The organism is Marinitoga lauensis (genome assembly GCF_004135675.1).
In the GTDB taxonomy this organism is placed as follows: domain Bacteria; phylum Thermotogota; class Thermotogae; order Petrotogales; family Petrotogaceae; genus Marinitoga; species Marinitoga lauensis.
Genome location: NZ_QHLX01000012.1, coordinates 1 through 11,864 on the forward strand (window position 1 = coordinate 1; position 11,864 = coordinate 11,864).

12 protein-coding genes and 5 pseudogenes are annotated in these 11,864 nt (G+C 27.4%); 5 read left to right on the plus strand and 12 right to left on the minus strand.

The window, feature by feature from the left end:
- Positions 1-181: 181 nt before the first annotated feature.
- Positions 182-772, minus strand: coding sequence for an Ig-like domain-containing protein (locus DJ007_RS13985; RefSeq protein ID WP_438268392.1), 591 nt, complete (start codon positions 770-772; stop codon positions 182-184).
- A 162-nt stretch (positions 773-934) separates the two neighbouring features.
- Complete coding sequence (locus tag DJ007_RS13990) at positions 935-2,011, minus strand: fibronectin type III domain-containing protein (RefSeq protein WP_129410120.1); 1,077 nt, start codon at positions 2,009-2,011, stop codon at positions 935-937.
- Positions 2,012-2,219: 208 nt separating this feature from the next.
- Here DJ007_RS13990 and DJ007_RS13995 point away from each other — a divergent pair.
- Positions 2,220-2,917 (plus strand): annotated as a pseudogene (locus DJ007_RS13995) (zinc metallopeptidase).
- Positions 2,918-2,936: 19 nt separating this feature from the next.
- On the opposite strand, the gene DJ007_RS14000 reads toward DJ007_RS13995, so the two are convergent.
- The 10 genes and pseudogenes from DJ007_RS14000 to DJ007_RS14040 form a co-directional block, all read right to left on the minus strand.
- Positions 2,937-3,137, minus strand: coding sequence for a hypothetical protein (locus tag DJ007_RS14000; RefSeq protein WP_129409273.1), 201 nt, complete (start codon positions 3,135-3,137; stop codon positions 2,937-2,939).
- Positions 3,092-3,580: an extracellular solute-binding protein gene (locus tag DJ007_RS19550; protein WP_129410121.1), complete on the minus strand. Its 489-nt coding sequence runs from the start codon at positions 3,578-3,580 to the stop codon at positions 3,092-3,094. Before DJ007_RS19550 ends, DJ007_RS14000 begins: the two co-directional genes overlap by 46 nt.
- Positions 3,532-4,065 (minus strand): ABC transporter substrate-binding protein, encoded by a 534-nt coding sequence (locus DJ007_RS19555; RefSeq protein WP_165974207.1) that lies wholly within the window; start codon positions 4,063-4,065, stop codon positions 3,532-3,534. The genes DJ007_RS19550 and DJ007_RS19555 overlap by 49 nt, the downstream gene beginning before the upstream one ends.
- Before the next feature lie 10 nt (positions 4,066-4,075).
- Positions 4,076-4,300: a helix-turn-helix domain-containing protein gene (locus DJ007_RS21100; RefSeq protein ID WP_497006739.1), complete on the minus strand. Its 225-nt coding sequence runs from the start codon at positions 4,298-4,300 to the stop codon at positions 4,076-4,078.
- Positions 4,301-4,336: 36 nt separating this feature from the next.
- Positions 4,337-4,468 (minus strand): annotated as a pseudogene (locus DJ007_RS21105) (AAA-type ATPase lid domain-containing protein); the annotation flags it as partial.
- Positions 4,459-5,498: pseudogene (locus DJ007_RS14025) on the minus strand (sigma-54-dependent transcriptional regulator). The pseudogenes DJ007_RS21105 and DJ007_RS14025, both read right to left, overlap by 10 nt.
- 1 nt (position 5,499) lies before the next feature.
- Positions 5,500-6,183 (minus strand): sensor histidine kinase, encoded by a 684-nt coding sequence (locus DJ007_RS14030; RefSeq protein ID WP_129410125.1) that lies wholly within the window; start codon positions 6,181-6,183, stop codon positions 5,500-5,502.
- 240 nt (positions 6,184-6,423) lie between these two features.
- On the minus strand, positions 6,424-6,555 hold the full coding sequence (locus DJ007_RS19560) for a hypothetical protein (protein WP_276318809.1): 132 nt from the start codon (positions 6,553-6,555) through the stop codon (positions 6,424-6,426).
- Between the two features lie 273 nt (positions 6,556-6,828).
- Positions 6,829-7,023, minus strand: coding sequence for a hypothetical protein (locus tag DJ007_RS14035; RefSeq protein ID WP_129410126.1), 195 nt, complete (start codon positions 7,021-7,023; stop codon positions 6,829-6,831).
- A 68-nt stretch (positions 7,024-7,091) separates the two neighbouring features.
- Positions 7,092-7,496: a hypothetical protein gene (locus DJ007_RS14040; protein ID WP_206076402.1), complete on the minus strand. Its 405-nt coding sequence runs from the start codon at positions 7,494-7,496 to the stop codon at positions 7,092-7,094.
- A 190-nt stretch (positions 7,497-7,686) separates the two neighbouring features.
- On the opposite strand from DJ007_RS14040, the pseudogene DJ007_RS20635 reads away from it, so the two are divergent.
- From DJ007_RS20635 to DJ007_RS16435, 4 genes and pseudogenes are all read left to right on the plus strand, one after another.
- A pseudogene (locus tag DJ007_RS20635) lies at positions 7,687-8,747 on the plus strand (sugar ABC transporter substrate-binding protein).
- Between the two features lie 61 nt (positions 8,748-8,808).
- Positions 8,809-10,323, plus strand: a complete 1,515-nt coding sequence (locus DJ007_RS14050; protein ID WP_129408265.1) for an ATP-binding cassette domain-containing protein — start codon at positions 8,809-8,811, stop codon at positions 10,321-10,323.
- 189 nt (positions 10,324-10,512) lie between these two features.
- Positions 10,513-11,564, plus strand: a pseudogene (locus tag DJ007_RS14055) (sugar ABC transporter permease).
- 130 nt (positions 11,565-11,694) lie between these two features.
- On the plus strand, positions 11,695-11,862 hold the full coding sequence (locus tag DJ007_RS16435) for a hypothetical protein (RefSeq protein ID WP_206076406.1): 168 nt from the start codon (positions 11,695-11,697) through the stop codon (positions 11,860-11,862).
- Positions 11,863-11,864 lie beyond the last annotated feature (2 nt).

Consider the following 11,864-nt stretch of genomic DNA (forward strand, 5'->3'; position numbering starts at 1 on the left):
AAAAAAACTGGTATATTCTTTCTCAAAAATCGACGCCTGAACTTGCCTGTGTTTCATCTTATTCTATATATTGAGGATTATATACTATTTCAATATTTTTTAATCCATTTACAGAATAAATCTTTTGTAGAAATTGTTGCTACTCCAGTTTCACCATTTTTTAATTCCAAATCACTTATTTCTATAATAGCAGGTTTTCTTCAGTGGTAAAGCTTACTATATCGCTTATTGATGTAGCTCCAAAGCTATCTTTAGCCTCTACCTTTATATAATATGTTGTTAAATAATCTAAAGTACTTTCTAATGTATAATTATTTTGTTTATAATTTTCAATTATTAAAGCATCTTCAGAATTATTTTCTACCTTTTCCTTAGAAGGTGAAAGATAAATTGAGTATGTAATATCTTCATCATTATCTAAATCTATACATTCCCATTCAAACTTGAGGTTAGAAATCGGTATATTTTTACTATTATTATAAGGATATTTTATTGTTGGTTTCTCTGGTGGGCGATTTTTGTTGAGCACTGTAATAGTAAATGTTGAATCTGCTTTTTCAAGTCCATCCGTCACTCTTATGGTTACATCATATTCTCCTGCTGAATCATAATCTGCATAATATTGATATATTGTCGCATCTTCTGTTGTAACAACTATTGTTCCAGGACCTGATATTAACATAAAGGATAATTCATCATTATCCTTATCTGTCGCTAATTCGTTAAGATTTATTGTTAATGTTGAATCTTCTGATATTTCCTGATCATCTATATTTAATTCTGTTTGTTGTTATCTATTGATTTTGTTTTAAATTGGAAAATATCTGATTCTGTTGAATCATTATATTCATCTGTTGCTATTACTTCCAGTAATATGTTGTGTTGATATATAATGTTGAGTTATATTCATCTTCCTCTGAATGACTTAATACCTTTACGCTTTCATCTTTATTTTCAACCTTTGTTTATCATCACTAATATATAGATCATAATAAATATTATCCCCATCAATATCATAGGCTTTCCAACTAAGTTTAATATCTAATTCAACATCTGTAGCATTATTAGACGGAGAAAAGGATGTAAAAACTGGCTCATTATTAATAGTGGTTTCAGGTTTTACCTCTGAATAATTTGAAACAGCTATAATGTCATCATTTTCCTCCTGTATTGCTCTGATTTTGTATGAATATGTAGTTTTTCTTTTTAATTTCGTATCGATATATGATAATTCTTCTACTGTTTTTAAGAGGCTAAAATCATCTTCTGTTTCTTCTTTTCTATATATTTCATAAGATGTGGCGTTTTTTATTTCTGACCAATTTAATTGTATTGTATCTGTTGATACATTTGATATGTTAAGCTCAGGTGTATCGAGTAATATATCTGGATCAGTTGTATAAAAGGTTATTTCTTCGCCTTTTGTTGTGTCATATCCATCGCTTACATCTATCCTCAATTTATATGTTTTGGAATGTTTTAAATCTATATTATACTCTGTATCTGTGCTTTTTTCAGAATATAATAATACATCGTTTTTATCTTTTATAAATATTGTATATTCAAGCTCATCATTATCCTTGTCTATCGATTTATTCCATATTATTTTTAAATTTTTTGGTTTTACTGTACTATTATTTTCAGGTGAAATAATCGTAACTGGAGAAGGTAGCCTATTTGGTATTTCTATAGTTTTTTCTACAGGATCTGAAATAAAATTATTTTTATAATATATAATCTGATATATATAAGTTTGATGCGGATCAAAATCATAATCCGCATATTTAGTAGTCTCATTAGAATTTATAATTTTTAATAATTTATAATTTTCATCATTTTTATTTCTTTTATATATTTCATATTTTTCAGCCGAAGTGATTTTATTCCATGATAATTCTATAAAATCATTTTTAAAACTAATTTTTAAATCTACTTTTTCATTAGTTGATTGAAAAACACACGACGTAAAAATTACTGTTAATGCGAAAATTATCAATATTAATTTTTTCATATTTTTATATCACCTCCAAATTCTCCACTTTATTTTATCGCCTCTTTTTTAAACTTTCTTTAATAAAACGGTTAATTTTTTTATTTACAAAAAAATTTTAAACGTATTAGTTTTTAAGAATATTTTAAGCTTTTGTAGTATAATAAGTTTGAACATTCTCTCTTTTAAAATGTCTAAAGAAGAGAAAATCAATGGAGGTGGTAGATAGATGTTCTTTTATCCATTCTGGTTTGATCCAACATTCATTATACTATTACCAGGTTTAATTCTTTCTTTAATTGCTCAGATGTCGGTTCAAAGTACTTTCTCAAAATATTCGAAGGTTATATCCTCTACTGGAGAAACCGGTGCGGAATTTGCCAGAAGAATGTTGAGCTCTCTGGGTTATATGATGTAAGGGTTGAAGCGGTTTCTGGATTTTTAACTGATCATTATGATCCAAGAAATAAGGTTTTACGATTATCCGCTGCTACCTACTCAAGCAGATCAGTTGCAGCATTAGGTGTAGTAGCTCATGAAGTCGGCCATGCCATGCAACATCAGGAAAAGTATTTACCTCTGGTTTTAAGGAACTTTTCTGTCCCATTTGCATCAATTGGTTCTAATTTATCGTGGATAATATTTATAATCGGATTTTTATTTTATAGTCAAGCCTTAATTCAATTGGGAATTTTATTATTCTCTTTTGCTGTTTTGTTTACATTAATTACACTTCCAGTTGAGTTTAATGCCAGTGCAAGAGCTATAAAAACATTGCCTTTAATGGGAATGCCAACATCCGAAGTTGTTCACGTAAAAAAGGTTTTAGGAGCTGCCGCTATGACATATGTAGCCTCTGCAGCTATGGCAATATTACAACTTTTGAGAATGATAATGATTGCCGGTATGTTTGGCGATAGAGATTAAAAAAGTCCACCCGGACTTTTTAATTTATATTTTCTATTTCTTTTTGAGCTTTATTTAAAGCTTCTTCAGGAGTTAATAATCCTTTTAATGCCATAGTTATATATCTTCTCATTACTTCAGAAAACTTATTATATTCTATTAATGATGGTCTGTTAATAACGTTTTCTAATTCAATTAGTTTATATTTATTATCAATTTTGTTACTATACTCTTTATGCATACTTTTATAAATAGGTATTTCATTATCAAATTGATAAAAAATTCTTTTCTCGTTAAAATTTTTAAAGCCTTTATTGCTTCACCAATGTTTTTTGTATTTCTTAAAATTGCTAATCCCTGAAAACCGCTTACTGACACAGTTTTTCTTTTTTTAGATATTTCATTGGACACCGGTATTAGTTCCAAACTTCCTTTGTTAACTATTTTGGAATATCTTGGATCATTCATATATCTTGATTGATATGTCCAATTAGTTGTAAATGCAGCATCTCCATTGATAAATATATTTAAAACATCATCTTCTTTAAATTCCAAAGATAATGGATTCATTAATCCTTCATCTAAAAGACTTTTCATATACTTTAATGCTTTTAATGATTCTTTGCTATTTACATTTAAACGTCCATTATTGTAGTATCCCCGCCAAAAGCACCTAATATCCATGTGAATTCACACATTAGTACTTCTTCATTGGTCCATGAATCGACTATAGGATAGTCAAGAATCCCTTTCTCTTTAATAATTTTTGCTTGATATTTCATTTCTTCTAAAGTTTTTGGTGGTTCTTTAAAACCTGCTTTTTTCAATATTTCATTATTTACAAAAAAATGTTGTATATTAACCAGATACGGAAATGCATATATTTTTCCGTTATATTTAAATTGATTCAATATATAATCGGGTATATCCTCAAAGATTGTTTTATCTATTAAATCATCTAAAGGCAATATCATATTATTACTGGCCAATTCTGGTATCCAGATCAAATCAACTAAAGCTATATCATAAAAAGGATCTTTAGAATTAACTGAAACACTGATATTTTCATACATGTCTTCATAAAATTTAAATGTAACGAATATATTTTTTGCTTTTTGTGAATTAATATAATTAATTAGATCTTCAGGTTGATAACCAGCTTGATACATATATAGGAAATTAACCCCTAATAATATATTTGTAATTAAAATAATTATCACTAAAATAATATGCTTTTTTATTATTTGATTTTTCATAATTCCCCCTGAGACTTTTATATTTTTTTAATTTATATTGTAATGTTCTTAATCCTATTCCTAATGCTTTAGCAGTCTTAGTTTTGTTCCCTGAATATTTTTCTAAGGTTTTAAATATTAACTCTCTTTCCATTTCTTCTAAAGTCATAGTAGGAATAAAATCATTGTCAGACCTATGATTTTCAACATTTTTCAATAATATTTCTATATCAGATTTTTTTATTTCTTTTTGAGTGTCATATATAATAAATAATCTTTCAACAAAGTTTCTAATTTCTCTAATATTCCCGGGCCAATCATACAACATCAATGTATTATATGCATCCTTGAAAAATTTATCTTAGGCTTATTATATTTTACTGAGTATCTTTTGTTAAAAAATTCTATAAATATTGGTATGTCTTCTCTTCTTTCTCTAATTGGCGGAATATTGATATTAATAACATTAAGTCTATAAAATAAGTCCATTCTAAAATTACCTTTTTTAACCTCTTCCTCTAAATTCCTGTTTGTAGCTGCAATAACTCTTACATCTACATTAATTTCTTTTGTTCCCCTACTCTTTCTATTGTTCCATTCTCTAAAACTCTCAATAATTTACTTTGTATTTCTAAAGGTAATTCACCAACTTCATCGAGAAAAATAGTTCCATTATCCGCCAATTCAAATTTACCAGGTTTTGATTTCTCCGCACCAGTAAATGCTCCTTTTTCATATCCAAATAATTCGGATTCAACTAAATCCTTTGGTATAGCGGCACAATTTACTATTATAAACGGATTATCCTTTCTTTTACTAAATCTTTGAATATATCTGGTAAAAACCTCTTTTCCAACACCTGTTTCTCCTGTTATCAAAATATTTGCATCTGTTTCTATAACCTTATTAACTATATATATAATGTTTTTCATAATTTCAGATTGCCCTATTACAAAATCTTCCTTTATATTTTCTTGAACTATATACTTCAGCCTTTCGTTTTCTTTTTCCAATTTTATTTCTTCATAGGCCTTTTCTATTATAAACATCAATCTCTTTAAATCTATGGGTTTTTTAATGAAATCAAATGCTCCGCTTTTCATAGAATAAACTGCGTCTTGAACATCTCCAAAACCTGTCATTATTATTACCTTTAAATAAGGATTGATTTTAATATATTCGCTGATTTTTTCTGTCCCTTTACCATCTGGAAGTATCATATCGAGCAATGCTATATCGTATTGATTTAGTTCTTTAACACTTTTTAAATCATATACCATATCAACATCATATTTTTTCTTTTCCAAAAATTGTTTTAATATATATGCACTATTTTTATCATCTTCAACTATTAATATTTTTCCCATATTACTCTCCTTCCTTAAATTCCAATATTACTTTTGTACCTTCTTTTGAACTTTCTATTTTTATATCCCCGTTTAATTCTTTTACTATCGAATGAACAATAAACAAACCTATGCCATTTCCATATTTTTTCGTTGTAAAAGGCTTAACAAAAAGATTATCTTTATATTCTTCAGGAATACCCTTACCATTATCCGATATAATAACAACAATATTTTTATCTTTCTTTAATACATCTATTTTAATTTTTTTATTTCCCTCTTTATTTTCCAATTCTTCTACTGCATTATTGATTATATTGTAGAACAATTGATTCAATCTTTGAGAATTAACTCTTAATAGTATATTTTCCTTCGAATCAAAATCCACTTCAATAGAATTTTCCAATATTTTATACTTTAATAGATTTAATATCTGAGAAATAACGCTATTAATATTAATCTCTTTATCTTCCGATTCGATAATTGCCCGTGAGGAAAGTTCATCAACTATAGTATCTATTGTTTTAATTTGTTCAATAATCAAATCACTAATTTCCTCTATCTTTTTATTATCTCCAAATTCCATTTTTAAATATTGTAAATTCAGATACATTGAATTTAAAGGATTTCGTATTTCATGTGCTGCTATACGACCAAACTTTTCCTTTTCAACTAATTTTTCATTAAGTGAATATAAATCATTCATTTCTTTTTCCAGCGAAATATCTCTTATTAATATTAATAATGCTTTGTCCAGGAAATTTCTACTAATCTCAATAAGCTTCTGCTCACCATTTATATTTAAAGAATATATTTTATTTTTAGAATTTTTAATTCCTCTTCACCTATTTCATCTAAAACTTTTTTCCAAAATCATTCTCTACTTTTATACTTCCATCTAAATCAAAAAATACTATACCTTCATGTAAATTATTAACTAAGTATTTTAATGTGTTTTTTCACTTTCCAATTTCTTTATATTTTTTTCAATCTCTAAATGCATGCTTTTAAGGTTTTTAGATAAAGAGTTAATAGAATCAACCAAATCTTTATATCTATTATTTTCAGCATTCTCCATATTAATTCTTACATCAAAATTTCCCTTGCTATGTCTTTTATGGATTTTATTGATAACTCTAAAGTTTCTATATTTTTACCAAAATAAAATAATGCAAAATATATTAAAAATGGGGAAATAAAAATCCATATTAATAATGAAATATTTAAATTTGATGATATATTTTCAAAAAAAACATCTTTAATCTTATTTTGAATAGTGTTTAATTGAGATATATCAAAAGATATAACGAATACAATATTATCTGATAATTTTCTATTTTAGATGGATATTTTATTTTTGAGATATAACATAATTATCTTTTATATTAAAATCCGCATAAAAATTATTCTTTTGAAATATTCTATTTTGTTTTCCAATAATAGAAATAATAGAAATTGAGGATAAGTTTAATGAATCAAGAAAGTATCTATCTATTTTCATTGACGAATATACTTCAACATCATCTTTTTTAGAACCGGATATCATGTAAATTCCATTTTCATTTTCAAAATAGCCACTTTTTATTCTTTCTATATCTGGAAACTCACCTATTCTTATCTTTTTTTATTATTAACTATAATGATAACCCCATCAATAGATGACGAGTTTATCAATTCAGTAATGTATGAATTTACTGTATTAATTAACCCATATTTTGCATAATCTATAATTCTTTGATTTTCTAATATATTATTTGAAAAATTTTTTAAATAATTATTATATTCAAAAAACGTATTTAATGCCGTTGGATATATTTTATTTACTAATTCAAATCCAAAATCATCTATTGTATTTTCTGTATAATCAGATAACTCTCTAAAAATATATTTAGTAATATATGTTTCATTAAATAATATCAATATCGTCGGTAAAAGAACAAATATTAAAATAATAAAAATAAATCTTTTTTTAATGTCATAATAACCCCAATTTTTGCATACCATATGCAATTTTTGCATATTAATTATAATCTTTTTTTACAAATGCGCAATTTTTGCGCAGACCTGTAAAATTTTATTAAACAGATTTAATTTAAATAATACTTAAAAATCTTAACTTTTCTTAACTTTGATATTAAGCATTAAAAAAATGGCACACTGTTGCTGATAAATATATTGGATAAATTTTAATTAATCTGGAGGTGGAGTTATGAAAAAGGTTTTATTGGCATTGTTAGTTTTATTCGCTATTTCTATTTATGCATTGGATGTTGGTATTGTTCTTCCTACAAAGGATGAACCAAGATGGGTTCAAGATGAAACAAGGTTTAGAGATGCATTAAAAGACACAAACGTTTCAGTTGAAGTTTTATTCAGTCAGGGAAATCCTGCAAAAGAAAGACAAAATGTAGAAGCATTACTTTCAAAAGGCATTAAAGTATTAATTTTATGTCCTCATGACGCAGTTGCTGCAGCTGGTACAGTGGATTTAGCTAAAAAAGCTGGCGTTACAGTTATTTCTTACGATAGATTAGTTACAAATACAAAATCTGTAGATTATTATGTAACTTTTGATAGTGTAGAAGTTGGTAGGGCACAGGGACAGTTTTTAGTGGATCATGCAACTGGAAAAAATAACCCATTATATTTATATGCTGGTGCATTATCAGATAACAATGCTTTCTTATTCTTTCAGGGTGCATGGGAAGTATTACAACCAAAAATTGCTGATGGACATTTAGAATTATTAACTCCTCAGAAGCTAAAAAATTACAAAACAAAAAAGAGTTAACAAGAGAAGAAATGGCAAAAATCATTAACCAAATTACAACAGATTGGAGTTTTACAGTAGCCAGAAGAAAAGCAGAAGATAACTTAACAAGAGCTAGAAAAGCAGATAAGGGTACAGTATTTATTTTAGCTCCTAATGATGGTACAGCAAGAGCTATTGCTGATGCATTCAGACAGGATAGAGATGTAAAAAAATACTATGTAACTGGCCAGGATGCAGAAAAGGCTTCAATACAATACATAATCGACGGAAAACAATCAATGACAGTATTTAAAGACGTTAGATTATTGGTAAAAGATGCTATAAATTTAGCACAATTTGTATTAAAGGGCGTAAAACTAATTACTCCTAACTCATATGATAATGGTTCAAAGATGGTTCCTGCAATTCAATCAAATATTGCTGTTGTAACAAAAGATAATGTTAAAAAGGTATTAATAGATTCAGGATATTATAAAGAATCTGATTTTAGATGGTAATTTAAAATGTAATTAAGGGTAGTGGTAAACGCTACCCTTTTTCAAGTAAGGGGTGATCTTTTTGAGTGAATATATTCTTGAAATGAAAAACATTACAAAAGAATTTCCTGGTGTAAAGGCTCTGGATAATGTGAATTTCAAGGTAAAAAGAGGAGAGATTCATTGTTTGATTGGTGAAAATGGTTCTGGTAAATCCACTTTAATGAAAGTACTTAGCGGATTTCATAAGCATGGAACATATGATGGTCAAATAATATTTGAAGGAAAAGAACAAAAATTCAATACCATTTATGATAGTGAAAAAGTTGGTATTGTTACCATATATCAGGAATTAGCATTAATTCCAGAATTAACAGTATATGAAAATATCTTTTTGGGTCATGAAATAAAAAACAAGGGTATTATTGATTGGAATAAAACTATAACCGAAGCCGAAAAGGTTCTAAAAAAATTGGGTTATACATTAGATACATCAAAAAAGGTCAAAGATTTTGGCGTAGGAGTTCAACAAATTATTGAAATTGCAAAAGCACTCAGTAAAAACGTAAAATTATTAATTCTGGATGAACCGACTTCTGCTTTAAATGAAACAGATAGTGAAAAATTATTACAAATAATAAAAGATTTAAAGAATCATGGAATTACTTCAATATTAATATCTCATAAACTGAATGAGGTATTAGAAGTAGCAGATACCATCACTGTATTAAGAGATGGATTAACTATAACAACAATTGAGAATAATAATATATCAGAAAATGTAATTATTAAACATATGGTTGGTAGAGAAATAAATGATATTTATCCAAAAAGGGATCATGAAATCGGTGACAAATTATTTGAAGTAAAAAATTGGAAAGCTTTTGATAAAAAGAATGAAAGGTATGTAGTTAAATCTGCAAACTTTTATGTTAGACGTGGAGAAATCGTTGGTATAGCGGGTTTAATAGGTGCTGGAAGAACAGAATTGGCTCACAGTATCTTTGGGAATCCCGATGATTATAAAGTTAGCGGAGAGCTATATTTTGAAGGTAAAAAAGTGCAATTTAAATCACCTTCTGATGCAATAAAATCTGGCATTGCCTATGTTTCTGAAGATAGAAAAGGTAATGGTTTAATATTGGATTTTGATATTAAAACAAATATTACCATTGCTAATTTAAAAAAGATCTTAAAAGGAATATTTGTAAATGAAAATGAAGAGGTAATTATAGCAGAAGATTATAGAAAATCCTTAAAAATCAAATCACATAGCATAGAACAGAAGGTATTAAATCTCAGCGGTGGTAATCAACAAAAGGTTTCATTAGCCAAATGGTTATTTGTTACTCCTAAATTGTTGATTTTAGATGAACCCACAAGAGGTATAGATGTTGGAGCAAAACATGAAATTTACAGCATTATGAATGAATTGGTTGCAGAAGGGATGAGCATTATCATGATCTCTTCGGAATTACCTGAAGTTCTTGGTATGAGCGATAGAATCTATGTTATGGCTGGTGGAAAAATCATTGGAGAATTAAGCAATAAAGAAGCTACTCAGGAAAAAATTATGGCAATGGCTGTAGAATATTAAGGAGGAATTTGTATGTTTGGAGAATTAAAAACTTTGCTTAAAAAGCATATAAGAGAATATGGAATGTATATAGCTCTTGTAATTATTATGTTAATTTTCTCTTTCTTAACTGATGGATTATTTCTTTCCGCTAGGAATATAAGTAATTTATTTAACCAGATGGGTTACATCGCTGTTTTAGCAGTTGGTATGACATTGGTTATTGTTATAAGACATATAGATCTTTCTGTAGGTTTTGGTTCTGGTTTTTTAGGTGCAATTGCGGCTATTTTAATGATGCAACACAATATGCCAGTTCTTCCTACCATATTAATAGTTTTTGCTCTGGGAATTATTTTTGGTTTAATCAATGGTTTTTTTATCTCATTTATTGGTCTCCCATCATTTGTTATGACATTGGCAGGGATGCTGATTTTTAGAGGCGGCTTACTTGTTGCAACACAAAAAACCGGTACAATAATAATATCAAACGATACATTTAATGAAATCGGAAATGGATATATACCTGATTTTTTCCACAACGAAAATATCCACGTTACCACTCTATTAATAGGTATAATTATAATATTATTTTATATTTACTTCGAAATTAAAAGAAGAAATAATAAGATAAAATATAATTTTGAAGTATTATCTATACCCATATTCATATTAAAAATCCTATTAATATCCTCAATAGTAGGTTATCTTTTCTGGATATTAGCAAGTTATAATGGTCTATCATGGACATTTGTAATAGTATTAATCGTTACTTTTATTTATCATATTATGACAACAAAAACGGCTTTGGGAAGACATATATATGCTGTTGGTGGAAATCCAGAAGCAGCTAAATTAAGTGGAATTAGCTTAAATAAGATAACATTATTCGTTTTTGGCTCAATGGGTTATTAACAGCATTATCTGGTATTTTATACGCATCAAGATTCCAATCTGCAACCCCTACAGCAGGAACATTATTTGAACTTGATGCTATTGCTGCTGCATATGTTGGTGGCGTATCTGCAGCCGGTGGTGTGGGTAAGGTTACTAACTCTATTGTCGGTGCTTTAGTTATGGCATCACTTATTAACGGAATGAACCTAATCGGTGTAGGTATATCTTTCCAATATATTATTCGTGGAGCAGTTTTAATTGCAGCTGTTGTATTTGATATAAAACAAGAAGCAAAGCATCTTAAAAACCCTTCCTTTATAGATAACCCCCATTTATGGGGGTTATTATTTTTAATATTAATATGATATAATTAAAAAAGATTATAAAGGGAGTTTTATTATGAATATCGATTTTGATAATTTGATTTTCTTTATATATTTTTAGATAAAAATGGAAAAATAAAATATTAATAATTATGGATGCAAATTACTTGGCATGCAAAAAAGAAATTATAATTTGAATATTTTTGATAATTTTATTCCTGACGAGGAAAAAGAAAATAGAATTCTGAACTTCAAAACATTTTTTGATGACGTAAATAATACTTTTAAAAAAAAGAATATATTAAAATTCATAACTCCTGAAAAAAAGAAGTGTTTTTAGAA

What these genes read in the sequence shown, in the direction of transcription:
- DJ007_RS13990 (WP_129410120.1), bottom strand. Translation starts at nt 2,011, where the DNA reads ATGAAAAAATTAATATTGATAATTTTCGCATTAACAGTAATTTTTACG.
- DJ007_RS14000 (WP_129409273.1), bottom strand. Translation starts at nt 3,137, where the DNA reads ATGCATAAAGAGTATAGTAACAAAATTGATAATAAATATAAACTAATT.
- DJ007_RS19550 (WP_129410121.1), bottom strand. Translation starts at nt 3,580, where the DNA reads ATGGATATTAGGTGCTTTTGGCGGGGATACTACAATAATGGACGTTTA.
- DJ007_RS19555 (WP_165974207.1), bottom strand. Translation starts at nt 4,065, where the DNA reads ATGTATCAAGCTGGTTATCAACCTGAAGATCTAATTAATTATATTAAT.
- DJ007_RS21100 (WP_497006739.1), bottom strand. Translation starts at nt 4,300, where the DNA reads ATGACTTTAGAAGAAATGGAAAGAGAGTTAATATTTAAAACCTTAGAA.
- DJ007_RS14030 (WP_129410125.1), bottom strand. Translation starts at nt 6,183, where the DNA reads ATGAATGATTTATATTCACTTAATGAAAAATTAGTTGAAAAGGAAAAG.
- DJ007_RS19560 (WP_276318809.1), bottom strand. Translation starts at nt 6,555, where the DNA reads ATGGAGAATGCTGAAAATAATAGATATAAAGATTTGGTTGATTCTATT.
- DJ007_RS14035 (WP_129410126.1), bottom strand. Translation starts at nt 7,023, where the DNA reads ATGATATCCGGTTCTAAAAAAGATGATGTTGAAGTATATTCGTCAATG.
- DJ007_RS14040 (WP_206076402.1), bottom strand. Translation starts at nt 7,496, where the DNA reads ATGCAAAAATTGCATATGGTATGCAAAAATTGGGGTTATTATGACATT.
- DJ007_RS16435 (WP_206076406.1), top strand. Translation starts at nt 11,695, where the DNA reads ATGCAAAAAAGAAATTATAATTTGAATATTTTTGATAATTTTATTCCT.